Source organism: Sorangium sp. So ce185, from assembly GCF_051526825.1.
Classification (GTDB): Bacteria; Myxococcota_A; Polyangia; order Polyangiales; family Polyangiaceae; genus Sorangium; species Sorangium cellulosum_D.
In genome coordinates, this window is record NZ_CP150316.1 from 29397 (window position 1) to 53706 (window position 24310).

Below are 24310 nucleotides of genomic sequence, written 5' to 3' on the forward strand. Positions count from 1 at the left end.
CGACGCTCAGCGCGCCTTGCGCGGCGTCGGCGCGAGCGGCTTGCGGTGCGATGTCGAGAGCGCGGGTCGATCCCGCCCGTCGACCACGAGCTCGAGATCGTCGAGCTCGAGCCTGGTCGCGAGCAGGCCGAGGAGGACGCGCGCGCCTCCGCGGCCATCGAGCTCGCTCACCACGCCGATCTTGTCGCCGAACGGCCCTCGGCGCACGCGGACGCGGCTCCCCTTCTCGAGCGCGCCGCCCTTGGCGGGCTCCGGCGCGGGCTTCGCCGCGGCGTCCGGCTCGCCGGACGGGGCGCGCTGCGCCCGCGGCGCGGGCTCGGCCGGCGGCCTCTGCGGAGCTTCGGCCTTCGCCTGCGGCTCCGCCTCGCCGTGCGGCGCTCGCCGGGCCGGGGCGCCGCCCTCTGCGCCGTGCCTCGGCGCGGGCCGCGGCTCTCCTCCGCGACCGGCGCCGCTCGTCGATTTGAACAGCGTCGCCAGGGTCGGCCGGCGGGCGGGGAGGGCGGCCTCGACGCGCTCGTCGCCGCGGGCCCGGGCCTGCTCCATCGATCGCTCGCGCGCCCGGGCCTGCTCGGAGCGCCACCGCTCGTTCTCGGCCTCGAGCTCGGCGTGGGCGCGCGCCCGCTCCTGCTCGATGCCCTCGAGCTTGTGGTCGAGCGCGATGCGATCGTTCTCGCGCGACCACGCGACGAGCCGGTAGATGGGGGCCAGCGCGACGAGCGCGTCCTCGAGCTGCTCGTCGAGGATGTCGGCGTGCTCGATCGCGGTCTCGCGCGGGACCGACCAGCCGATCCAGAGCGGCACCTGACCGTCGGCGGCGCGGCGGAGCATCTCCGTGATCGCGTCGCGCGTGGCCGCGCTGCAGGCCACGCGATCGCCGCCGCCGGCGCCGAAGGAGAACTGCTCCGGCAGCGCGTGGAGCGCGCTCGTGAGCTCGGCCGCGAGCGGCGAAGCCGGCTCGCCGGTCGCCTCCTCGGTCGTCGAGAGGCGGGCCCGGAGGTTGTCGACGTCGACCTTCGCGTCCGGGTGGACGGCGAAGCACACCTGCACCTCGCCCTCCGAGATGCGCAGCGCGAGGAACGCGTGCCGCGTGTAGGGGCTCGGATCGTCGATCGCATCGGAGATCGAGCGGCCGCGATCGAGCAGGCGATCGAGCTCGTCGCGCGCGGCCTGATCGCGCCAGAAGAAGACCCACTGGCAGTCGGCCCGGTGCTTGTTGCGGATCGACGGGTGCTCGTCCGAGCCATGGACGTCGACCGAGATGCCGAGCTCGCTCAGCCGGGCGACGACGCCGCGCGCCCAGGCGAGCGCGCGCTGCTTCACCTCGAGGCGGGGGCGCGAGTAAGCCTTCGAGGTCGCCTTTTCGGCGGCGTACGCGTCGAAGTCACGAGCGGTGAGGTGCAGGGAGGGATGGCTCATTGCTTCGACTGGGTGCGAGGCGCGGCGTGGCGTGGCGTGGACGGGCGCAGCCCGCGGTCGGTCACGGGAGCAGCTGAGCTCCTCGTGAAAGTCGCGCGGATGGTATCGTGAGGAGCTTCGAAATCAAAGCCTCCACGCCGCGCGATCGATCCCGGCGATGCGTGGAGGCGGCACGCTTGACCGCCATGACAAGCATGTCACCGTAGGCACTCCCGTGCCCCCTCAAGAGGGCGATCCCACCCAGTTCATCGAGATCCCCGCGTAAATTGCGCATCTCCAGCGCAGCGGGGCCGCTCCCGGGCGCTCCCGTCTACCTCAGTCACCCGAGCACCCGAGCCCGTGAGCCTGCGAGGCCCGTCGGCCTGACGAAAGAGGAATCATGGAACAGCATCGAGACGAGCACATTGTCTGCGCGAGCTGCGGCACGTCGTTCCTATTCTCGGCCGCGGAAGCCGCCGTCTACGCCGAACGGCGGCTCGCGGCCCCGCCGAAGCGGTGCCGGACCTGCCGCCGCGCGCGCAAGGACAACCGAGGGGAGCACGAGAGCGCGTCGACCGCCCGCGCGGCGCAGCACCAGCGCCCTGGGCCGGCCCGGAGCGCCGGCGGCGGGTACCGCGGCGCGGCGCGCGGCGACGGTCGGCCTCGGAAGCCCCACTACACGGGCGACGTGAACGAGTACCGCAGCCCGATGCAGGACGCGTACTCGGGGCTCGCGCCCGCGTGGACGGTGCCGAGCCAGTACCCGCGCCGTCCGCGCGGCGGCCCGCCCGCCCGCGACGACGGCAACTACCGCGCGCCGTCGTTCGCCGGCGAGCGACGTGCTCCCGCGCAGGGCCGCGCCGCGGCGCAGCCGCCGCGCGCGCCGCGCAACCGTCCGACGTTCTCGATCACCTGCAAGTCGTGCGGCTCCGAGGGCGAGGTCCCGTTCAAGCCGGTCGAGGGCCGCGACGTGTTCTGTCAGGCGTGCTACCGCGCGCGCAAGCCTGCCTGAAGACCCCGCCAGCGCAGCCGCGAGCGCGCAGCAGCCCGGCCGCCCAGGCCGGGCTCTCTCGGGCGGAGCAGCCCCGCACCTAGCTAGAGGCTGATCTCGCAGGCGAGCTCGGAGGTGAAGCCGAGCTCGCCGAGCGTGATCGTGACCTTCACGCCGCCGCCCGACGCGCGCCGCGCCGTCTCCTCGACCATCCCCACGACCCACAGCCGGAGCGGCAGCGAGGCGGGGTCGAAGTCGCCGATGTGGAGCGTCACCCGCCCGGTCGGTCCGGTGGCCACGCGCCACGAGCCGAACGTGAAGAGCCGCGACCAAATCGAGGTCCCGCGGCGCATGAGCGAAGCGATGTCGGTCAGCGGCCGGGCGAACAACGTGCGCACGAGGCTGTGCAGCTCGCCGCCCACGCCGAGCCTCCCGATGTCGCGCCAGCGCTCGAGATCGCGCAGGACCAGCGACGTCGCGAGCTCCATGTAAGCGTCGAGCGCCTCGAGATCGTATCCGACGAGCGCGTTGATCGAGTCGTGCTTGAAGTCGTCGGCGTAGCGGAGCGGCATCTGCGCGACGACCTCGTCGCGCGCGCTCCTCCCGTACTCGTCGACGATGGTGCGGTCGACGCTCCGCAGGACGGGGCCGCGCACCTGGTACTGCCCCCCCGCGAAGCGCGCCGGCAGCGGCCGGACCGGGGTGATGTTGGGCCGCCGCGTGTCGCGCTGCCGGTTGATGAGGGCGCCGAAGTCGGCGCTGCGCACGGTCGGCTCGGCCCGGAGGCCGAGGTCGGCGCTGCGCACCGTGGGGAGCGACTCGCCGCGCTGCGAGAGCAGGGTGGGCTCCGACCCGCGGCTCCGCAGCGCGTTCGAGAGCGTCGCGCCGGGCGCGGGCTTCGCCGGCTCGGACGACGGCCGCATCATGGGCGGCGCCTCGGTGACGCGGCTGCCCGACACGAGCGGCGGCGAGATGCGCATCGGCGGCGCGGGGCTCACGTCGAACGACGTGCCCGCGCGCGAGCGGTCGCGCGAGGACGAGAGCCGATCGCGCTCGTTCTCCGGCGCGTTCCCGAGGCTCAGCGCCATCCGCCGCTGCACGTTGATGAGCCGGCCGAGCGCCGCCGTCCGCCGCGGCGGCTCGGGCGCGACGCGCTCGAGCTCGCGGACGACGTCGCCGGCCGTCTGGAAGCGCTTCGCGGGATCCTTCTGCAAGAGCCGCTGCACGATCGCCTCGAGCCGCGGGTCGACGGTCACGCCCGCCGAGGCGAGCGTCGGCACCTCCGCGTGCACGACGCGGAACGCCGTCGCCACGGCGGTCGGCGCGCGGAACGGCCGCGTGCCCGTGAGCACCTCGTACAGCAGGACGCCCACCGAGAAGAGATCGCTCCGCCCGTCGAGCGGCGACTCCCCCGTGGCCTGCTCCGGCGACAGGTAGTCCGGCGTCCCGAAGACGACGCCCGTGCGCGTCCGCGGCGAGGGGCCGTCGGAGTCGAGCACCTTGGCGATGCCGAAGTCGAGCAGCCGGACGACGGCCGAGCCGCGGCTCGGATCGAAGGCGATGAAGATGTTCTCGGGCTTGAGATCGCGGTGGATGATCCCGGCGCGGTGCGCGGCGTCGAGCGCCTCCAGCACCGGGATCGCGACCCCGACGGCGGCTTCCATGTCGAGGCGGCCGAAGCGCGCGAGCGCCATGCCCAGCGACTCGCCGTCGAGGTGCTCCATCACGATGTACGGACCGAGCTCGCCGACGCCCGCGTCGATCACGTCGACGATGTTCGGGTGGCGGATCCGGTTGACCGCCTGCGCTTCCTGGAAGAACCGGTGCGAGAGCTCCGAGTTGTCCGCCAGCTCGGGGTGGAGGAATTTGATCGCAACGGCGCGACCTGCGAGCACGTGCTCCGCCCGGAACACGTCGCCCATGCCGCCCCCGCCGATGCGCTCCGCGAGGCGGTACTTGTTGTCGACGAGGAGGCCGGGGGTCGGGGGTCGAAACGCCATCTGCTGCCGCTGGCGGGCGAGGGACCAAGGTCATGGTCCCCGAGAACACGCGCCCCTGTAAAGGGTTGGGAGGCACGCCCCTCCCGAAAGCTCGATCCTATTCCTTCGGGTTGCGTCGCGGCTAGGCTACCTGCTCCAGGTGTGGGGCGGATCGCACGCGAGGCCCTTGCGCGCGGGCAGATCACGGTTCAGGTGCATTCTTCCGCAGTTCGGCGATCCGGCCGGCGATCTCCGCGAACCCGCGGCCCATGGGCAGGGAGGCCACGAACCGCGGCGGCACGGAGAGCTTGCCGAGGTGGGCGCGCACGTTGGCTACGCCGAAGGTCAACGCAAATGCAGCGAAGGCGACGCCGTCGTTGCCGCTGTCGCCCACGAAGGCGTAGCGGTACCGCGCGCGGGTCGGATCCTCGCCGAACCGGCTCGAGAGCAGGCGCACGGCGCCCGTCGCCTTGTCGGACGGGTCGCGGGTGAGGTGGAGGTGGACGCTCGAGACGAGCGTCCTCACCCCCCGCTCGCGCAGCTCGGCGCGCATCCTCTGCACGTCCTCCGGCGGGACACGCCGGTGCTCGCCGATGTCGATGGTGACATCGGTCACCCTCTGGTCGTTGTCGTCTGCGAGCGCCGCCGCGGGAAAACGACGCACCATGTCATCGGCGAGCGCGACGAGCTCGGCCCGACGGGCCCGCCGCGTGCCGCGGTCGAGCGCGTCGAGCGTGACGACGCGGCTCGCGCCGGCGCTCGGGGCGAGCCCTTCTCCGGGGCCGGCCTGCTCGCGGACCAGCGCGACGGCGCCGTTCTCGACGATCGTCGCGTCGATCGGCCATTGCCGCTGGATCACCTCGCCCCATCCGGCGGGCCTGCCGGTGCAGGCGATCAACGCGAGCCCGGTCTCGCGCAGACGGAAGAGCGCGCCGTAGGCGGACTCGGTCAGGGCGCCGTGATCCAGCACGGTGTCGTCGAGGTCGAAGATCACCCCGGCGAGGCCGCGCGCGGCGTCGGGGGTCAGCAGGGAGAGCGGGTCCATCGGGCGATCTTCAGAGCGCGTCGATGCGCGCGATGAGGCTCTTCAGGTAGAGCCCTTCGGGGAAGGCCGCGGGGACGGGGTGGTCGCCCCCCTGGAAATGCCGGTCGAACACCGCCGCCTGCATGCGGGCGTCGCGCGCGCCGAGGGCGAGCACCCGGGTCAGGTCGTCGAGGCTCACGGCGCTGGAGCAGGAGCAGAGCACGACGATGCCGCCCGGCCGCGTGGCGCGGCACGCCCCGGACGCGAGGCGCCGGTAGGCGGTGAGCGCGGCGTCCTTGGAGGCGCGCGTGCCCGCGAGCTTGGGCGGGTCGCAGATGACGAGGTCGAAGCCCCCCTGCCTCGACGCGTTCTGCAGCGCCTTGCGGGCGTCGTCGCGCGTGAACTTGATCCGGTCGAGCAGCCCGTTCTCCCGCGCGCACTCCGCCCCGACCTCGAGCGCCGTCGCGCTCTCGTCGATCGCGAGGACCTCGCTCGCCCCGCCGCGGGCCGCCGCCATGGCGAAGGTGCCGACGAAGCAGAACGCGTCGAGCACGCGCCGGTTGTGGGCGAGCTGCTCCACGCGGGTCCGCAGCGTTCGCTGGTCCAGGTAGAACCCGGTCTTGTGGCCGAGCGCGAGCGGGATCGTGTACCGCAGCCCTCGCTCGACGAACCGCAGCTGATCGAGCCCGAAGTCGCCGCGCACCACGCCGGCGTCGGCGGTGAACCCCTCGAGCTTCGCGAGCGACTCCGGCGTCCTGTCCACGATCGCGCGCGGCGAGAGCGCCGCCTGGAGGGCGTCGAAGATCACGCCCTCGCGGCGCTTGATCCCGATCGTCCCGAGCTGCACGACCGCCGTGTCGCCGAACAGGTCGACGATGAGCCCGGGCAGCCCGTCCCCCTCCGCGTGGATCAGCCGGAAGGCGTCGGTCTCGTGGCCGGGCGCCCGCGCGGGCAGGCCGAGCTCGCGGCGGTGCGCGATGGCGCGCTCGATCCGGTGCCGGAACAGGGCCGCGTCGATCGGCCTGTCCTCGCGCGTGTACATGCGCACCGGGATGGCCGAGCGGGGGGTGTAGAGCCCGCGGCCGAGCACGCTGCCGTACGGGTCGGTGACCACGACCTCGTCGCCGGCGACCGCGCCGCCCTCGATGCGCGCGATCGCCTGAGCGAACACCCAGGGATGCCCCGACCACACCGGCCGAACATGACCCTGCTTCAACGTAACCGTAGGCATGATGAACCCGATTGCTCTCGATGGTGGCGGGGCTGCCGGCGGGGCGGCCGCGCCGTGACGTTTGCCGTGGGAGCTAGTACCCTGCGGGACGGCGCGCGTGTGAACCTTCCGCCACAGCGCGCCGTGGCGGCCGATGCACGCCGGCGTGCTTCATGGCCATGGTGACGACAATCCAGCGAGATGGTCGATGGCATCCCGGTTGCTAACTTCCCTGCACCGAAGAGGAGTCGCCCGATGCGCCGTTGCTTGACCCATGTCCTTGTTGCCGTGGCGATGACCGCGCCGATGAGCGCGCTCGCGCAGGAGAACAACAACTGTCCTCCCGGCGCGTGGTTCTGTGAGGAAGTGGAGCCGCCCGGCGACCCCGCCGCTGAGCCGCCGCCCGCAGCCGCTGCCGAGCCCCCCCCGGCCGAGGCGCTGCCCCCCCCACCGCCGGCCCCACCCCCGCCGCGGGGCAGGCGCGCGACCCGTCCCGCCCCGCCCCCGGTCGTCGTGTACCAGACCTCGCCTTCCGGCCCGCCGCCGCAGGTCATCGTCGTGACGCCCGGGTCCGCTCCCCCGCCGCGCGTGATCGTGCGCCGCATGACCCCGCCCGTTCCGCCTCCGCCGCCGAAGCTGCGCTGGCGCCGGCAGTGGGGCGTCAACTTCCGCGTCCAGGGTCTCATGATGGGCCGCGAGCACGGCGGCGCGGAGGAGGCCGGCATGGGCGGCGTCGGGGTCAGCCTGCGGTACCGGCCCGTCCCCGCGTTCGCGCTCGACCTCGGCGCCGACCTCCTCGCGGGCACCGACTACAACGGCTACGAGCGGACGGAAGTGCCGCTCTCGCTGAGCGGGATGCTGTTCGTCAACCCGCGCAGCCGCACGCAGTTCTACTTCATGGGCGGCCTGAACATGTCGCACGCCGAGGTCGAGCGGCCCTGGGGCGAGGCCGCGGCCAGCGGCGACGAGTTCGTTCCGAACACCGAGTACGACTACTTCGGCGCGCACGGCGGCATCGGCCTCGAGTTCCGGCTCTCCCCCCGCCTCGCCCTGAACATCGATGCGCTCGGGTTCGTGCGCAGCCGCACGGACGACGGCGTCGTCCCCGAGTTCAGGGATCCCGAGACCGGACGCACGACCGATACGTCGGGCGGTGGGCTCTTCCGCGGTGGGCTCACCGTTTACTGGTGAGCGTATCGCTCCAGGCCCTCCCTGGCGAACGTCGCGAGCGGGCCCGAGCGTAGACAGAGCGAGCGGGGACTGCTGCTGGTCCACGAGCGAACTCGACCGGCGTGTCGAGCCGTGCAGCAGCTCGTTTGACAGGGCCTCGCCTCCTGTCCGCCCTGACCGTGCGAGGCTCGCGGCGGCGTCGATCTCCTCGGGCAGCCGCCGGGCTCCCGGCGGCTCCCGCGCGGTATAACGCCGCATCGTGCTCCAGGCCTCGACCCGACGCGCGCTCCGCGGCTGCGCCCCGCTGCTCCTCTCCGTCGTCGGCGGTGCGACGTTCGCCCTCACGGCCCCCCCTACGGATCTCTATCCCGCCGTCATCGCCGGCCTCGCCCTGCTGGCGGCCGCCGTGCACGACGCCCCGACGTTCTGGCGCGCCTTCGGGCGCGGCGCCGCCTGGGGAACGGCGGCGGGCATCGTGGGCCTGCGCTTCGTGCCGGAGGTCATCCTGCGCTTCACGTCGCTCGGCACGGCGGCCTCCTACCTCGCGCTGATCCTGCTCGCGGCCGCCCAGTCGCTGGTCTGGGCGGTCTGCGGCGGCGTCACGAGCGTGCTCCTCCGGCGCGTGCGCGCCCCGCTCGAGCTCGCCTTCGCGACGGGCGTGTTCGCCGCCGTGGTCCTCCCGACGGTCTTCGGCTGGACGCCGGCGGGCCTCATGAGCCCATGGCCGGCGCTCGTGCAGCTCGCCGACCTCGTCGGCGAGCGCGGCGTCTCGGTCCTGTTCGCCGTGGGGGCCGCCCTGCTCGCCCGCGCGGGCCTCGCCGCGATCGGGGTGGCGCCCGGCGGGCGCCCGCTCGCGCCCGCGCCGGAGCCGCGGTCCGCCCGCCGTCGGCCGCCCCGCGCGATCCTCTCCCCGGCGCTCGCGAGCGCCGCGCTGTTCGGGGGGCTCGCGGCGCACGGCGCGCTCCGGATGGCCGCCGTGGAGCGCGCCAGCGCGGGCCTGCCGACGGCGCGCGTGGCGCTCGTCAACCAGGCCGTGGGGCCTCACGAGCGCTGGCAGCCGAAGAACCACCCGCGGATCCTGCGCTCCTTGCACGAGCTCACGCGGAAGGCCGAGGCCGGCAGCGCCGAGCTCACCCTCTGGCCCGAGGCGGCGTATCCGTACCCGCTCCCGCACAGCGCCCGGCAGGCGCCGCGCGGCGGTCGAGCGATCCTCGGCCCCGGCGTCCGCGGTCCGGTCCTCGCCGGGCTCATCACCCAGGCCCCGCCCGCGAAGGCCGACGACGGCATGGAGGAACGGAACAGCTACAACTCCGCGACCCTCGTGCTCCCCGACGGGAGCATGCAGCCGACCCAGGACAAGCTGCAGCTGCTCTGGTTCGGCGAGACGGTGCCGGGCGGCGCCTACCTGCCCTGGCTGCGGCGCATCTTCCAGAAGAGCGGCGGGCTCGTCCCGGGCGCGGAGCCGCGCGCGCTCACGCTTCCCCGGGAGCAGGGGCCCGCGCTCCGGATCGGGGTGCTCAACTGCTACGAGGACACGCTCACCGGGGTGGCGCGGCGGATCACCGGCACGCTCGCCCCGAACCTCCTCGTCAACATCACGAACGACGCCTGGTTCACCGGAAGCGCCGAGCCCGAGCTGCACGCGCGGCTCGCGGTCATGCGCGCCGTCGAGCTGCGCCGCGACCTCGTGCGCGCCGTGAACCTCGGTGTCGTGTCGTGGATCGACGCCCGCGGCGTGGTGCGCAGCCGGGACGAGAGCGCTGCGCCGGGGGTGACCTTCGCGACCCCGGCGGTCAGGGATACGCCGCTGACGCTCTACACCCGCCTGGGCGACGCCCCGCTGGCGACGCTGCTCGCCCTCGCGATCGTCGCGTGCGCGCTCAGGGCGCGACGCTCCACGGCGAAAGCATCGCCCGGAGCTCCGGACGTCGCCGCGGGGGTGCGCCCAGCCGCTGGACCTCCGGAGCTCGCGTCGCCGGATGCGGCCGCGCAAGCCGCGGCCACCGACGCGCCGCTCAGCCGTCCTTGAGCGCCTTGACGGGCGCCGCGCGGAGCTTGCGGCTCGCCGGCTTGCCCTTGATGGTCATCGGCTGCTTCGTGAACGGATTGATGCCTTCCCGGTCCTGCGTCGCCGGGATCTCCTTCGCCTTGATCTTCACGAGGCCCGGGACCGTGACCTCGCCCGGCCCCTCCGGACCGAGCTCCTTCTTCACCAGCTCGCTGAGCGCATCGAGCACGCTGGCCACGGACTTCTTGTCGAGGTTGGTGGCCTCGGCAAGACCGACGATCATCTGCGCCTTGGTCAGCTTGTTCGAACCGGGCATGTTTCCTCCAAGTCGAAAGGGGGCGTCCGTTTAACAAGCGAGGTTTCGCATCGCAAGGGATAAGTCATTGCGCCCCCGTCTTATTCGGTCTCGCGACGCCGCTGCGAGGCCGGATTCCAGTGGGACTGCTGCCCCGCGACGCCGCGGCGGCCTCGAGCTCTCGGGTCAACGCCGTCATCTCTCGCTCCTCCGCGTCGGTTTTGTGGTCGTAACCGAGCAGGTGGAGCAGGCCGTGCCCGAGCAGCATCGTGATCTCGTCGAGCAGCGGACGGTCTCGTTCGGCTGCTTGCCGGGCGGCCGTGTCGATCGAGACGATCACGTCGCCGAGCAGGCCGTGCCACGCCGACGGATCCACAGGACCTCGCCGGCCGCGCTTACGCGACGTCGCGCCGTTCTGCTCCAGCATGGGGAAGGCGAGCACGTCGGTCGGCTTGTCCTTGCGCCGGTACGTGCGGTTCAGCTCGTGGATGGCCTCGTCGTTCACCAGCGCGACGGAGAGCTCCACGCCCTGCAGGGCGAGGTGGGCGAGCATCTTGCTCGCGCGCCGGCGCACGACCGCCGTCGACACCCCCTTGAACGGCCCGCCTTGGGTCGTGATGGACACGACCGCGGGGGCCGCCGGGCGGCTCCCGCGTCGCTTCGTTCCCGGGCTTCCCTTGTCCTTCTCGGCCACGAGGTTCGCTATACCAGCTCCGGGATCTTCTTCGCATCCGCCAAGAACTGCGCGAGGCCGACGTCGGTCAGCGGGTGCTTGGTCAGCTGCTTGATGACCTTGAGCGGCATCGTCGCGGCGTGCGAGCCGATCATGGCGGCCTGCACGAAGTGGACGGGGTGCCGCACGCTCGCGGTGAGCACCTGCGTCGGGAAGCCGTAGTTCCTGTAGATCGTCACGACCTGCAGGACCAGGTCCATCCCGTCCCCCGCGGCGTCGTCGACCCGGCCGACGAACGGCGAGATGTACGTGGCCCCAGCCTTGGCCGCGAGCAGCGCCTGGGCAGCCGAGAAGCAGAGGGTGACGTTCGTCCGGACGCCCTCGGCGGCGAAGATCCGCACCGCCTTGAGCCCCTCGTCGATGAGCGGGACCTTGACCACCACGTTCGGGTGGATCTTGGCGAGCTCGCGCCCCTCGCGGAGGATCGCGTCCCGCTCGACCGCCACCACCTCGGCCGAGACGGGGCCGTCGACCACCTCGCAGATCTCGGCGATCACCTGCCTCGTCGGCCTGCCCCCCTTGGCGAGGAGCGACGGGTTCGTGGTCACGCCGTCGATGACCCCCATCGACTGCGCCTCCCTGATTTCCGCGATGTCCCCTGAGTCGATGAACACCTTCATGGTCCTGCCTCCCCGAGCCGACGCGTCGGCCCTCAGGCAGTGTCCATGCTGGGATCAGGCGCCGGAGCAAGGGCCCGGCGCGGGCCCTCGCCAGCGCGCCGCAGGCGCCTTGCGAGCGTGGCGAGCGGGGCGAGCGTGGCGAGCGTGCAGGGCGCGCCGGCTCAGACCGTCGCCTCGTCCTCGGCGCCGTGGCACGTGTTGAACGGCTTGCCGCTGCCGCAGGGGCACTCCTGCTCCTGGGTGACGGCGGGCTGCGGCAGCGCCGCCGCCGGGTTCGCGCCGATCGGGAGCGACTCGTCGTGCTGCGCGACCGCGTCGAGCAGCGCCGCCGCGTGGCGCTGGCGATCCGCCGCCTCGATCTGCGCCTCTTCCTGCTCGGCGCGCCTGACGTTCACGCTGAAGAGCTTCGTGACCACGTTCGAGGAGACGCGGGCCACCATGTTGACGAACATGTTGTAGCCCTCCTTCTTGTACTCCTGCTTCGGGTCCTTCTGCCCGTAGCCGCGCAGGCCGATGCCGTCGCGGAGGTGGTCCATGTCGGTCAGGTGGTCGACCCAGGCCTTGTCGAGCTCCTCCAGGTAGAGGTGCCGGAAGATGCGGAGCGACAGCTCGACCCCGATCTCCTCCTCGCGCTTCTCGTACGCCTTCTCGGCGCGCTCGTAGAGCTCGCGCGCCAGCGTCTCCTGATCGCCGATGTGCGCGACGTCGTCCGGCAGCTCGACGCCGAAGTGCTCGCGGAAGCCCTGGAAGATGCCGCCCCAGTCCCAGTCCTCGGGCGGCTTGCGCGCCGGGCACGACTCCTCGACCATCGCGCCGATGATCCGGTCCATCAGATCGAGCAGCCGCTCGCGCTGCTCCGTGAGCGCCTGGGGCACGAGCTCGGCGCACTCGTCGTAGATCGCGAGGACCTTGTCGGGGCGCGACTCGAGCTCGACCTTCACGCCCCAGCGCGTGTAGAGCTCGCGCTGCAGGTTCTCGAGCTCGACGAACCGATCCGTCTTCTCGAAGTCCTTCCGCACGATCTCGCGGCGGTTGCCGTCCTCGTCGAGCGGCATCACCGGATCGTTCGCGAACATCCCGAGCAGGTAGCCGACGTCCGGCCGGACCAGCTCCACGATCGACGCGAGCGGCTTGATCGTCCGCTTCTCGCCCGTCGGCTTCCCCTCCTCGTCGAGGATCTCGGGGGAGTAGCGGCCGAGGAGCAGCGACTGGCGCATGTCGTAGATCGTCTTGCGCTGCGCGCTCATCACGTCGTCGTACTCGAGCAGGTTCTTGCGGATGTCGAAGTTGCGCTCCTCGACCTTCTTCTGCGCGTTCTCGACGCTCTTCGTCACCCACGGGTGCTCGATGGGCTCGTCGTCCGGCATGCCCATCCGCTCCATCAGGTTCTTCACCCGATCGCCGGCGAAGATGCGCATGAGGTCGTCCTCGAGGGACAGGTAGAACTTCGACGTGCCGGGGTCGCCCTGGCGGCCGGCGCGGCCGCGCAGCTGGTTGTCGATGCGGCGCGACTCGTGCCGCTCGGTGCCCAGGATGTACAGCCCGCCGAGCTCGCGGATCTCGTTGCCCTCCGCGGTGCACTCCTTCTTGAGCTCCTCGACCAGGGCCTCGAACGCCTCGGGCTCCGCCTCGGGCTGGCGGTTCTGCTCCTTGAACTTGAGCTTCGCGAGCATCTCCGCGTTGCCGCCCAGGATGATGTCCGTCCCGCGCCCGGCCATGTTGGTCGACACCGTGATGGCCCCTTTGCGGCCCGCCTGCGCGACCACGTACGCCTCGTTCTCGTGGTGCTTCGCGTTCAGCACGTTGTGCTTCACGCCGCGCTTGGTCAGGATCCGGCTGATCGCGGTGCTCTTCTCGACGCTCGTCGTGCCCACCAGGATCGGCTGGCCGAGCTCGTGCTTCTCGAGGATCTCGTTGATGACCGCCGTGAACTTCTCCTTCTCGGTCTTGTAGACGAGATCCTCGTAGTCGACGCGGATCACCGGCTTGTTCGTGGGGACGATGACGACGTCGAGCTTGTACGTGCTGTGGAACTCCGCCGCTTCGGTGTCCGCGGTGCCGGTCATCCCGGAGAGCTTCTTGTACAGCCGGAAGAGGTTCTGGAAGGTGATCGTCGCCATCGTCCGGCTCTCCTCCTGGATCCGGACGTTCTCCTTCGCCTCGACGGCCTGGTGCAGGCCGTCCGACCACCTCCGGCCCGCGAGGACGCGGCCGGTGAACTCGTCGATGATGAGCACCTTGCCCTCGCGCACCATGTAGTTGACGTCGCGCTTGTAGAGCGTGTGCGCGCGCAGGCACTGGTTCAGGATGTGCAGCGTCTCGAGGTTGACCGGGTCATAGAGGTTCGTGCCCTTGAGCACCTTGAGCGCCGCGAGCAGCCGCTCCGCCGTCTCCACGCCCTCGTCGGTCAGCGTCACCGAGTGACCCTTCTCGTCGACGGCGAAATGCTCCTCGTTCCGGAGCTGGGGGATGACCTCGTTGATCGTGCGGTACTTGTCGCTCGAGCGCTCGCCCTGGCCGCTGATGATGAGCGGAGTCCGCGCCTCGTCGATGAGGATGGAGTCGACCTCGTCGACGATCGCGTAATGCAGCGGGCGCTGCGCGTACTCGAGCGCCGAGAACTTCATGTTGTCGCGCAGGTAATCGAAGCCGAACTCGTTGTTCTGGCCGTACGTGATGTCGCAGCGGTACGCGTCGCGCTTCTCCGCGTCGCCCTGCTGGTTGACGACCACGCCGGTCGACAGGCCGAGGAAGCCGTAGAGCTTGCCCATCCACTCGGCGTCGCGCCGCGCCAGGTAGTCGTTCACCGTGACGACGTGGACGCCCTTGCCCTCGAGGGCGTTCAGATAGCAGGGGAGCGTCGCGACCAGGGTCTTGCCCTCGCCGGTGCGCATCTCGGCGATGCAGCCGTTGTGGAGCACCATGCCGCCGATGAGCTGCACGTCGTAATGGCGCATCTTGAGCGCGCGCCTCGACGCCTCGCGGCAGACCGCGAACGCCGGGACCAGGATGTCGTCCAGCGTCGCCCCGTTGGAGAGCTTCTCCTTGAACTCCGCGGTCTTCGCCCGAAGCTCGGCGTCCGAGAGCTTCTGCAGCTCCGGCTCCATCCTGCCGATCGCCTCGACCCGCGGTCGCATGCGGCGGATGGCGCGCTCGTGCGAGGTGCCGAAAATCTTCTTCATCGCCCAAGTGAACATCTTTACGTGCCTTGGCTCCGCGGCGGTCAGGTGGGAGGAAAGGGTCCGGCCGAGGAACGCGAACGTAGTCGCGCCGCGGGCGTCGCGCAATTCCGGGACCGCGCGCTCCGTCGACGACGCCGCCGAGGCGAGCCCTCCGCGGCCCGGATGGCGCCGGCCTCCTCCGCCGTCGACGCGCGCTTCCCCCCCGCGCGCCAGCGGACCACGCCCGCGCACCGGCGACCACGCCCGGACCGAGCCGCCCCGGAGAGCCGCCCCCTCTGAAGCGACGGGGCGCATCGCGCCGCAGGGCGGTCGGGTCGTCCAGGATTCAAGCCATGGTGCACGAGGGGGGACTCGAACCCCCAAGCCTCGCGGCGCCGGAACCTAAAACCGGTGCGTATACCAGTTCCGCCACTCGTGCGCGCGGACGCTTGTGGCACCCTACGCCAGCCTCATCAAGCGGGAAATTCAGTTTGCCGCGGTGCGCCGATCGCGTCAGGGCGCGGTGCACGAGCGGCCCGGACGTTGGCACCCGCACTGGACGCGGAGCCGGGAGCAACGGGCGGATCGGCGGAGCGCGCCGCCCTGGAGGGGCCGCAAACCTGGGCTGGCCCGTGCGCACGAACCGCGCACCGGCGCTCGTGGGCGGGGTAGGCGAGCCGACAGCATGGGGGCGCGCTCGTCGTCGGGGCGGAGGGGCGCCGCGAAGGGAGCGCGAAATGGGCACAGCGGCGGCCCGGGCGCCGACGAGCCGGCCTCACCGGCGGCGACGCGCGAAAGGGCCGCGTTGACGCCGAGAACCGCGGCCGACGGGGGCCGGGCGGCGCCGCCGCCGCGCCCTCGGCACGTGCGTTGCGAAGACGGGGGCCGTCCGCGGACGCGGATGCTGCCGCCGAGCGGTGGGACGCGCGCGCGTCGCCGTCCCCGTCGATGCGGCGCACTTCGACTGCAAGCCGCAGGGAACCCCGATGACGTACCAACCGAACGTTCTCCTCTTCGATCAGGACCCTGTCCTCCGGAGGGCCACGGCGCTCCTCCTTGGCAACCGCGGCGCCCTCGTCAGCCCGGCCGCGACCCTGGAGGAGGCGATCTCCCTCTCCCGCGAGCGCGTCTACGACGTCGCGCTCATCGATCTCGCCCCCGGGACGAAAGGCGCCCGGGAGATCCTGGGCCGCCTGCGGCGCGAGGGCGCGCTGCCGCGGCGGATCGTCTTCTGCGCCGAGGAGCCGGTCTCGTGCGACGGCGCGGACGACGTGAGCGAGGTCCTGCTCAAGCCGTACGCCTTCGGCCGGCTGCTCAGCACGATCTTCGTCGAGCAGAGCCCCCGGCCGTCGACGAGGTCCGGGGTCTTCCCTCGCCTCCGGCTGGTCCGCGGCGGCCTCGCCAGCCCGGAGCGCGGCGCGCCGGGCGATCGAGGCGCGCGCGCCTCCGGAGCCGCGCAGCTCGATACGGCGGCCCGGCCGGCGGAGCCGCGCGAGGGCGCCGTCGCGGGGGCGAGCGGCGCCGCCGTCGTCCGGCTCCAGCGCAGGGCCCGCACCGGCGCCTCCGGGCGGACGATCAGGTCGACGCGACGCGCGCCGCGAGGTGCGCGCCATCCCGGATGACGATCCGCCGCCGGTCGAAGGCGATCAGGCCGGCGCGCTTCAGCTTGCCGAGCAGCAGGGTGACCGTCTCGCGGGTGGAGCCGATCAACAGCGCGATGTCGGCGTGCGTGAAGGGGGCGGACACCAGCTGACCCGACGCGTGCGGCCGCCCCCACCGCCGGGCAGCGGCGCGGAGAAAGTCGAGCAGGCGCACCTCCACCGTGCAGAGCAGCAAGGAGCCGAGGCGCGCCTCGGTCTCGAGCTTGCGCGAGACGAGCGCCGCGGCGAGCGCCTCGCGGAGCGCGGCGTCGGCGGCGAGCAGCCGCGTGAGCCCGGAGAGCGGCACCACGAGCCCGCTCCCCTCGTCGAGCACGATCGCGCTCTCGGACGCGACCGGCGCGCCCGCGAGCGCGCTCTCGCCGACGAGGTCGCCGGGCCCGCGGTGGCCCAGCGGGACGACCCGCCCCTCGGCCGTGCGCTCGACCTTCACGCGGCCCGCCCCGAGCAGGATCAGGTGCCGCGGCGGCGCGCCCTGCTGGCAGAGGCACTGCCGGCGCGGGAGCCGCTCGATCCTGCCGAGATCGAGCAGCGCGCGCCGGCTCGGTGAGGTCAGCTGCGCCAGGGGCGAGCAAGACAGGATCCGCTCCTTCTCGAGATCCTGCGAGGCGTCGTCGCGCACGCCCTCGTTCCCCAGCGCAGGTCCGCGCACCTTCGGCTGTCCCATCGCGGCCTCGCCCAATCTTTCGGGATTTCAAGCCTCCCGATCGGGAGCCGATGGTGCAACGATCCGTTGACGGGGGCCACGCCGAACAGGCCGAGGACAGCGCTCCGCAGAGGGCGGAGAAATCCCGCCATGGCGGCGCCTGATAACGCGTTCAGCGGCGCAGGACGCAGGGCCTGCGCTATTTTTTGGTACAGACGTGAAAGCAAGACCCGGGCCGCTGCCCCGTTCGATGCTACGTTGGGGGTGAGGCCACCAATGAAACACTCGATGGCACGAACCTCGCGCAATGCCCCGGCCCCCGTTCGGCGGGTGGCGCAGGCGGCGAACTGAGAGAAGGAGCTCCTCATGGGCATGGAGATGAAGCTCCAGTTCAAGCTGTCCCAGCAGCTTGTGATGACCCCGCAGCTGGTGCAGGCCATCCGGCTGCTGCAGCTCTCGCGGCTCGAGCTGGTCGACGAGATCAGGAAGGAGCTGGACGGCAACCCGGTCCTCGCGGACGACATGACCGACCCGAAGGCGCGGGACGGGGAGAAGGGGGATCAGAGGGGGAGGAACGCCGATCTGCCGACGGAGCAGCGGCTGGAGAACGGCGAGCGGTTCGACCGAGACACCGACATCGCGGCGCGCGAGACGGAAAAGCGGGTCAAGGAGGTGGACTGGGAGCAATTCCTGGAAAACCGCCAGCTGCAGCAGGCGATGCCCGCGCACCGGGGCGGCTTCGAGGAGCTGCCGCCGATCGACCAGAACCTGACGAAGCCGTCGAACCTGCGCGACCACCTGCTCTGGCAGCTCCAGATGAGCGATTTCGTCGAGAACGAGCGGCAGTTCGCCCTGCTCGTCATCGGCAACCTCGACGAGAAGGGGTACCTCGACCTCAAGGGGGGAGAACGTCCGGACGGCACGAAGGGGCCGGATCTGTGCCTCGCCGATCTGGCGCGGGAGGCGGAGCTGCACCCCGAGGACGCCGAGGAGGTGCTGGCGATGATCCAGCGCTTCGACCCGGTCGGGGTCGCGGCGCGCGACCTGTCCGAGTGCCTGCGGGTCCAGGCCGAGGTGCTCGGCTTCGACGAGATCGAGATGGCGATCATCAAGGACCACCTCCACAACGTGGAGCGGCGCAACTTCCCCGCGATCGCGAAGGCGCTGAAGATCTCGCTGGAGGACGTCTACGACGCGGTCCAGGAGATCCAGAAGCTGGAGAGCGTGCCGGCGCGCAATTTCGCCGAGGTCGACGAGAAGACCATCGCCATCACCCCGGACGTGTACGTCATCAAGGACGGCAACCAGTTCGTCGTCACCGACAACGACAAGGGACTCCAGCGGCTGTACATCAACGAGAACCTCGCCCAGCGGATGCTCAAGGACCCGAAGGCGAAGGAGTTCATCAGCGAGAAGCTCCGGAGCGCGCAGTGGCTGATCCGGGCCATCGAGCAGCGGCGGCGCACGATCATCAAGGTGACCGAGTGCATCGTCGAGAAGCAGCGCGAGTTCCTGGAGCGCGGCGTGGGCTACCTGAAGCCCATGATCCTGCGGGACGTCGCCGAGTCGGTGGGCATGCACGAGTCGACCATCTCCCGCGTGACGTCGAACAAGTACGTGCACACGCCCCAGGGGCTCTTCGAGCTCAAGTACTTCTTCAACTCGTCGATCCACAGGGTGGCTGACGAGGACATCGCCTCGGAGAGCGTCAAGCAGGCGATCAAGAAGATCATCCTGGCCGAGGACAAGTCGAATCCCTACAGCGACCAGGCGATCGTCAAGATCCTCGAGGAGACGGACGGCATCAAGATCGCCCGCCGCACCGTGGCCAAGTACCGCGAGATGCTCGGCATCCTGAGCTCGTCGAAGCGCAAGAAGATGTTCTGAGCGGCGCCGGACGCGCCCGCCCGACCTCCATCCCCGGCCTCTTTGCCGGCCCAACGCCATGCCCGCCGAACCGATCACGGCCGCCCAGCTCTTCGAGCGCACCTTCGCGCCGCACTACCCGCCCGACGCGCTCGCCGACCTCGCGGCCGCGCGCTCCACGGACGCGAACCCGGCCGGAAACCCGTCGATCCTGGCCCAGATCGACCACGCGGCGGAGGTGTTCGCCCGGCTCGCGCCCGGGGCGTTCGGCGCGCCCGACCTCGGGCTCGATTTCTCCGACGCGTCGGTCCACCGGCTGGGCGCGGCGCTGACGCGCGAGCGGCGCGACGCCTGGCTCTCGCCGGCCGAGGGCGCCGCCGGCGCGCGCGGTATCTCAGCGGAGGGCGGGGGCGGGGCGCCGCCCATGCTGGTCACCCTCGTGACGCACGGGGCGCTCTACGTCGGCGCGTGCGTGACCAGGAACCACGGGGGAAAATGGCAGGTCCGGAGGCCGCTGTGGGAGTCGCTGGTCCGGCTCGAGTCGCGCGCGGGGACCGGCGATCTCGCGATCTTCCAGTGGTGGCTCAAGGCGCTCAGCGACGAGGAGATCGGCCGCGGCAGGCTCGCGGACCGCTACCGCACCCACGTGGAGGTGCCGACCTTCGACGCGGAGCGGCTGCCCGTGATCGCGGCGGGCGACCGGCGGATCCCGAGGCTCGCGAAGGTGCGTTACGACACGCTCTACAAGCACCTCCGCGCGCACCTGCCGGAGCTCAGGTCGGTGGGGGAGGATTTCCCGTCCCCGGAGCGCTTCGAGGAGATGGCCTTCAAGAGCCTGGAGTTCGCGCTGCTCGGCGGCGGGCGGATGCTCCTCATGCACGGGGCGACCGCGGAGGGGGTGCACCTGTTCTGGCTCGACGCGAGCGGGTTCGTGAAATCCGTGTACTACCCGGCCGACAGCTTCCCCGCCCACGTGGTCCAGATCGAGGGCCAGAAGATCCGGGTGATCGTGCCGGTCCGCGGCGAGACCCAGGCGCACGAGATGCTCTGGTGGGGGGCGTAGCCGGCCTCGCTCGCGCACGGAGCGCGCCAGGAGTAGGCTCGCCCCGTGCTCTCGCCCGACGTCCGCTTCGAGGGGTTCACCGCGACCGACTGGGTCCGCGTGCTGTCGTTGTTCCGGCCCAGACGCACGGGCATCGACGAGCGCGAGGTCGATCGGCCGCGCGGCGGCGTCGTCGCGGTCCGCGCGGGCGGCAGGCTCAGGAAGCTCGTGCACACGGACGCCGGCCGGCTCCGGATCGACGACGCGCAGCGCGCCGCCCGGCTCTCCGCCGAGGAGCTCGCCGCGGGCCACCACGCGAGCTGGGCCGCGGTGATCGAGGCGGGCGCCCTCGAGGCCATCGTGGAGCGGTTCGGGGCGCGGGTGCGGCGCGGCGACGACCTCGTCGCGCAGACGCTCCTCTTGCTGCAGCTCGCGCGCGAGGAGCTCCTCGCCGGGAGGATCGATCTCTGGCCGGCGCGGCTGCGCGGCGTGCCGATGCCGTCGCCGGGCGTCGTGCGGGGCACGCTGGAGTCGCTCGCCGGGGCCGGCAAGACGATGGTGATCGGCCTGTTCGAGGGCGGGGAGCTCTGGACGAGCGTCGCGCTCCGCCGCGACGCGCGCGGGATCAACCTGATCCTCGGGCCGGACGAGGTGCGGGAGGACATGGGGCTGCTCGCCGGCGACTGGCGGCGCGACTACCGGCACCTCTCGCGCGCCATCGAGGAGCGGGCAGGGGAGCTGTCGCTCGGCTGCTTCGCCGAGGCGGAGACGATCCGGAAGCTCGAGGTCGACCCGAGCCCGGGCGCCTGGGCGCGCGCGGTCGCGGTGCGCGACGTGATCCTCGCGCCGGTGCCGGCGGCGCTCGCCATCCCGCTCGGGATCGACGCGGGGCGCGCGGCGCTCAGCGCCCTCCGCGCGATCGCGGAGCGGATCGATCCGATGGGGATCGTGGCGCCCGCGATGCGGGCGGTGCTCGAGCGGGCCGGCACCGACAGCGAGATGGCCGCGATGCTGCCGTTCCACCCGCTGGAGCTGCTCCGCAAGCTCATCAGCCGGGATCGCTGACCCGGCGCGGCGCGCGCATCGCCGCGCCGGGAGGATCAGGGGTGCGCGGTGCTCGAGTCGCCGCCCTGGACCGCGGGCGCGAGCTGGAAGCGCCGCTCCTCGCACGCGTACGCGGTGGGGGTCAGCTCGATGACGGTGTGCAGCGGGATCGGCAGCGTCGGGCACGAGGGCGCGGGGCGATCCACGAGGTAGGCGTAGAGCGCGCGCAGCACCGCCTGGTGGCCGATCACGAGCACGGGCGAGCGCTGGCGCTCGAGCTGGATGATCAGCGGGTCGAGGCGCTGGATGACGTCCTCGTACGACTCGCCGCGCGGGTAGCGGTAGCGGAACTTGTCGGCCGCGCGCGCGTGGAAGACCTCGGGCATCTGCTGGCGGATCTCCTCGTAGGTCATGCCCTCGCAGACGCCCGCGTCGATCTCGTCGAGGGCGCGCCACGCGACGTGGTTCTGCGTCATCGGGCGCGCGGTCTGGATGGTGCGGCGCAGGGTGCTCGTCCAGACGTTGACGTGCTCGTCGCCGGCCCGCTCGCGGATGAAGACGCCGAGGTTCTTCGCGTACTCCTCGCCGCGCGCGCTGAGGTCCGAGTCGCCGCCGAGCAGCCCCTTCTCGTTGAACACGCTCTCGCCGTGGCGGGTCAGCCAGATCGGGTGCGGCGTGAGGTGCATGTTCATCAACAGCGGGACGAGCCGCGCCGGCAGGTAGCCGTGGATGCGGTTCAGCACGACCTGGCGGCCGACGTCGATGATCTTGATGTAGCTCTTCTCGGGCTCGCCGAGCGGCTCGTACGCGCGGGCGTAGTGCGCGATGCGCGCGCGGAAGTCGCGCAGCGCCGCCTCGGGATCGACGCCCTGGTAGTCGGGCGAGCGGAGCTTGGTCTCGCGGACGTTCGTCTCGATGATCGACTCGTCGTTGCAGATCGACTCGATGAAGACGACCGGGAAGCCGTGCGCCTGGCAGCGCTCGGTGACGAGGTTCCGGCGGGCGCGGGTGCTGTTGGTGGCGTCGTAGATCGCCACCTCGCCGCCGGAGCTGAGCCAGCCGATGAGGTCGTCGAGCGCCGTCATCGCCATGCCGAGCAGCGCCTGGCGGCCCTGGGTGTTGTCGGGGTCGAAGAACTGGTGCGGCTGCGCGGTGCCGAGGTGCGCGCGGCGGTAGTTGCCGACGTTGAAGAGCCGCGTGGGGTGGCCGAGCCACGAGAGGTACCGCGCGATCTTGCGGGCGATGGATGTCTTCCCCCGCGCGGGCAGGCCCACCATGGCGAGGACGATCGGCGACGAGTCGCGCGCGAGCGAGACCATGAGAGCGTTCTAGCCGATGACGGTACCGCCGGCGACGATGACGGAGAGCAGCCGGCCGCTCCGCTGTCCGTCGCGCCGGTACGAGAAGAAGCGGGCGGGGTCACACGCGGTGCACCCCCGGACGTCATCGACCGACGTTGCGTCGAGGCCGGACTCGGCGAGCTGGGCCTTGAGGATGCGGCGGACGTCGGCGTGCGGGCGCGCGCCGGGGGCGCCGCGGACGATGGCGGCGTCGCCGGCGCTGGAGCAGGCGGCGAGTTCGGCGGCGACGTCGTCGCCGATCTCGAAGCAGCAGGCCTCGATGTGCGGGCCGATCGCGGCGACGAGATCGGCGCCGGGGCCGGCGAGCGACCTGAGCGCGCGGGCCGCCTCGACCACGACCCGGAGCGCGGTGCCGCGCCAGCCGCTGTGGACCGCGGCGACGGCGCCGCTCCGACGATCGGCGAGGAGGATCGGGGCGCAGTCGGCGCTGCGGACGCCGCAGCCGACCCCGGGCACGCGCGAGAGGGTCACGTCGCCGACCTCGCGGACGACCTCGTCGCGATCCTCGTCGCCGGTGAGGACGCGCGCCGCCACGCCGTGGACCTGGCTGAGGTAGTAGAGCCGCGCCGCCGGGATGCCGAGGCGCCGCGCGGCGCGCTCCAGGTTCTCGCGGACGGCGGCGGGGTCGTCGCCGAGCGCGACGGCGAAGCTCAGCGTGTCCCAGGGGGGGGCGCTGACGCCGCCGCGCCGGGTGAAAAAGGCGTGCGAGAAGCCGGCGGCGGCGAGGAGGGGGCTCTCGAGCGCCTCGGCCGCCCCGGGGGCGTCGGTTTTTACGGTCATTTTCGGTGCCACGACGGATCCGATGCGTCCGCTGCTTCGGTCATAGACGATACGGGTGGGTTGCGTGGTATTTTCCGGCTCCACGCATGGCCGCCGGTCCGGACCCGAACATCGGTCGAGATCTGCTCGGGGGGCAGTTCCAGATTCTTCAGAAGATCGGCTCCGGCGGCATGGGGTCGGTCTACAAGGCCGCCCAGCCGGCGATGAACCGGATGGTGGCGGTGAAGATCCTCCACCCCAAGCTCGCGAACCGAAAGGATCTCGTCTCTCGCTTCCGCCGCGAGGCGCGGGCGATGAGCCACCTCACCCACCCGAACACGGTGAAGGTGCTGCTCTACGGCGAGCTCGAGGACGGCTCGCTGTACATCGTGATGGAGTACCTGGAGGGCAAGAACCTGAACCAGGTGGTCCGCAAGGAAGGGCCGCTGCCCGTCGAGCGCGCGATCCCGATCCTGATCCAGGTCTGCGGCGCCCTGCAGGAGGCGCACATCCAGGGGATCGTCCACCGCGATCTCAAGCCCGAGAACATCTTCCTGTCGACCAACGGCGGGCTGAAGGACTACCCGAAGGTGCTCGACTTCGGCCTCGCGAAGGTGACGGAGCGCGAGCTCCGGCCGGGGTCGGTGATGCTCACGCAGGAGGGCATGGTCTTCGGGACGCCGGAGTTCATGTCGCCCGAGCAGGCGCAGGGCAAGGTGCTCGACGCGCGCAGCGACATCTACTCGCTCGCGACCATCCTGTACGAGGTGCTCACGGGCAAGCTGCCGTTCGAGGCGCGGACGCCCATGGAGTACATCCAGCACCACGTGACCCGGAACCCGATCCCGCTCGACGAGCGCGTGCCCGGCAAGCAGTTCCCGCCGGGGCTCGGGGTGGTGCTCGCCAAGGCGCTCGAGAAGCGGCCCGAGGATCGGTTCGAGTCGGCCGCGGAGTTCGCCGACGCGCTCAAGCCGTTCGCGGGCGGCGCGGGCAAGGGCTACACGGCGATGATGCCGAAGAGCGCCAACGCGGTGCTCGAGCAGGCGGCGAAACAGCACGCCGCCGCGCTCCAGGCGAGCAAGTCGCCCGCGTCGTCGCCGTTCAAGTCGCCGGCGAAGACGGTGAAGATGGTCCAGCAGCCGCCGGCGCCCGCCGTGAGGCCGGCGCCCGCGCCCGCGCCGCTCGCCAAGGCGCCGGCCAAGGCGGAGGCCAAGCCGCTGCTCCTCGTCGGCATCGCAGCGGGGTGCCTGATCGCCGGCATCCTGATCACCATCGTGGCGATGCGGCTGTTCCAGGGCTGAGCCCCCGCGGCCGCGCCCTGAAACGAGGCGTGCCACCGCGGGCGTGC

At 71.9% G+C, this 24310-nt stretch carries 19 protein-coding genes and 1 tRNA gene; 8 read left to right on the forward strand and 12 right to left on the reverse strand.

The genetic code is table 11. The annotated features are described in order from the left end of the window. Window positions 1–6: 6 nt before the first annotated feature. Entirely contained in the window at window positions 7–1416 is a 1410-nt protein-coding gene (locus WMF26_RS00100) for a hypothetical protein (RefSeq protein ID WP_437335218.1), read from the reverse strand. A 379-nt stretch (window positions 1417–1795) separates the two neighbouring features. On the opposite strand from WMF26_RS00100, the gene WMF26_RS00105 reads away from it, so the two are divergent. After that, window positions 1796–2407: a zinc-ribbon domain containing protein gene (locus WMF26_RS00105; protein WP_437998629.1), complete on the forward strand. Its 612-nt coding sequence runs from the start codon at window positions 1796–1798 to the stop codon at window positions 2405–2407. Between the two features lie 83 nt (window positions 2408–2490). Here WMF26_RS00105 and WMF26_RS00110 read toward each other — a convergent pair whose 3' ends face one another. From WMF26_RS00110 to WMF26_RS00120, 3 genes are all read right to left on the reverse strand, one after another. After that, window positions 2491–4386 carry a serine/threonine-protein kinase gene (locus WMF26_RS00110; RefSeq protein ID WP_437998630.1) on the reverse strand — a complete coding sequence of 632 codons (1896 nt, stop codon included), beginning with the start codon at window positions 4384–4386 and terminating at the stop codon, window positions 2491–2493. 181 nt (window positions 4387–4567) lie between these two features. After that, window positions 4568–5410 carry an HAD hydrolase family protein gene (locus WMF26_RS00115; protein WP_437953289.1) on the reverse strand — a complete coding sequence of 281 codons (843 nt, stop codon included), beginning with the start codon at window positions 5408–5410 and terminating at the stop codon, window positions 4568–4570. Window positions 5411–5420: 10 nt separating this feature from the next. After that, window positions 5421–6620, reverse strand: coding sequence for a class I SAM-dependent rRNA methyltransferase (locus tag WMF26_RS00120; protein WP_187345835.1), 1200 nt, complete (start codon window positions 6618–6620; stop codon window positions 5421–5423). A gap of 234 nt (window positions 6621–6854) precedes the next feature. On the opposite strand from WMF26_RS00120, the gene WMF26_RS00125 reads away from it, so the two are divergent. Both WMF26_RS00125 and lnt read left to right on the forward strand, forming a co-directional pair. Further along, window positions 6855–7790: a hypothetical protein gene (locus WMF26_RS00125; RefSeq protein WP_437335221.1), complete on the forward strand. Its 936-nt coding sequence runs from the start codon at window positions 6855–6857 to the stop codon at window positions 7788–7790. A gap of 238 nt (window positions 7791–8028) precedes the next feature. Then, window positions 8029–9798, forward strand: coding sequence for an apolipoprotein N-acyltransferase (gene lnt, locus WMF26_RS00130; RefSeq protein ID WP_437998631.1), 1770 nt, complete (start codon window positions 8029–8031; stop codon window positions 9796–9798). Here lnt and WMF26_RS00135 read toward each other — a convergent pair. From WMF26_RS00135 to WMF26_RS00155, 5 genes are all read right to left on the reverse strand, one after another. After that, entirely contained in the window at window positions 9785–10093 is a 309-nt protein-coding gene (locus WMF26_RS00135) for an HU family DNA-binding protein (protein WP_020464737.1), read from the reverse strand. The genes lnt and WMF26_RS00135 overlap by 14 nt on opposite strands. Before the next feature lie 64 nt (window positions 10094–10157). Continuing rightward, complete coding sequence (gene ybeY, locus WMF26_RS00140) at window positions 10158–10697, reverse strand: rRNA maturation RNase YbeY (RefSeq protein ID WP_437953291.1); 540 nt, start codon at window positions 10695–10697, stop codon at window positions 10158–10160. Between the two features lie 77 nt (window positions 10698–10774). After that, window positions 10775–11425, reverse strand: a complete 651-nt coding sequence (gene fsa, locus WMF26_RS00145) for a fructose-6-phosphate aldolase (RefSeq protein ID WP_437998632.1) — start codon at window positions 11423–11425, stop codon at window positions 10775–10777. Between the two features lie 161 nt (window positions 11426–11586). After that, window positions 11587–14622, reverse strand: coding sequence for a preprotein translocase subunit SecA (gene secA / locus WMF26_RS00150; protein ID WP_437998633.1), 3036 nt, complete (start codon window positions 14620–14622; stop codon window positions 11587–11589). A gap of 318 nt (window positions 14623–14940) precedes the next feature. Then, window positions 14941–15025: transfer RNA gene (locus WMF26_RS00155), tRNA-Leu, on the reverse strand. Window positions 15026–15572: 547 nt separating this feature from the next. On the opposite strand from WMF26_RS00155, the gene WMF26_RS00160 reads away from it, so the two are divergent. After that, the gene (locus WMF26_RS00160) at window positions 15573–16208 is read left to right on the forward strand and encodes a response regulator (protein WP_437998634.1); all 636 of its coding nucleotides are present in this window, start codon (window positions 15573–15575) and stop codon (window positions 16206–16208) included. Here WMF26_RS00160 and WMF26_RS00165 read toward each other — a convergent pair. Further along, window positions 16162–16911, reverse strand: a complete 750-nt coding sequence (locus tag WMF26_RS00165) for a Crp/Fnr family transcriptional regulator (RefSeq protein WP_437998635.1) — start codon at window positions 16909–16911, stop codon at window positions 16162–16164. The two genes, WMF26_RS00160 and WMF26_RS00165, sit on opposite strands and share 47 nt — an antisense overlap. Window positions 16912–17256: 345 nt before the next feature. On the opposite strand from WMF26_RS00165, the gene rpoN reads away from it, so the two are divergent. The 3 genes from rpoN to WMF26_RS00180 are packed head-to-tail and all read left to right on the forward strand — an operon-like array spanning window position 17257 to window position 20863. After that, a complete protein-coding gene (gene rpoN, locus WMF26_RS00170) occupies window positions 17257–18777 on the forward strand; it encodes an RNA polymerase factor sigma-54 (RefSeq protein WP_437998636.1) in 1521 nt (506 codons plus the stop codon). 58 nt (window positions 18778–18835) lie between these two features. Next, the gene (locus WMF26_RS00175) at window positions 18836–19819 is read left to right on the forward strand and encodes a hypothetical protein (protein ID WP_437998637.1); all 984 of its coding nucleotides are present in this window, start codon (window positions 18836–18838) and stop codon (window positions 19817–19819) included. Between the two features lie 45 nt (window positions 19820–19864). Continuing rightward, a complete protein-coding gene (locus WMF26_RS00180) occupies window positions 19865–20863 on the forward strand; it encodes a hypothetical protein (protein ID WP_061628982.1) in 999 nt (332 codons plus the stop codon). Between the two features lie 35 nt (window positions 20864–20898). Here WMF26_RS00180 and WMF26_RS00185 read toward each other — a convergent pair whose 3' ends face one another. Both WMF26_RS00185 and pgeF read right to left on the reverse strand, forming a co-directional pair. Beyond that, the gene (locus WMF26_RS00185; RefSeq protein ID WP_437998638.1) at window positions 20899–22161 is read right to left on the reverse strand and encodes a bifunctional nucleoside/nucleotide kinase/histidine phosphatase family protein; all 1263 of its coding nucleotides are present in this window, start codon (window positions 22159–22161) and stop codon (window positions 20899–20901) included. Between the two features lie 9 nt (window positions 22162–22170). After that, the gene (gene pgeF / locus WMF26_RS00190; RefSeq protein WP_437998639.1) at window positions 22171–22983 is read right to left on the reverse strand and encodes a peptidoglycan editing factor PgeF; all 813 of its coding nucleotides are present in this window, start codon (window positions 22981–22983) and stop codon (window positions 22171–22173) included. 86 nt (window positions 22984–23069) lie between these two features. Between pgeF and WMF26_RS00195 the strand changes: the two genes are divergently transcribed. Continuing rightward, window positions 23070–24263 carry a serine/threonine-protein kinase gene (locus WMF26_RS00195; protein WP_437998640.1) on the forward strand — a complete coding sequence of 398 codons (1194 nt, stop codon included), beginning with the start codon at window positions 23070–23072 and terminating at the stop codon, window positions 24261–24263. Window positions 24264–24310: the final 47 nt, after the last annotated feature.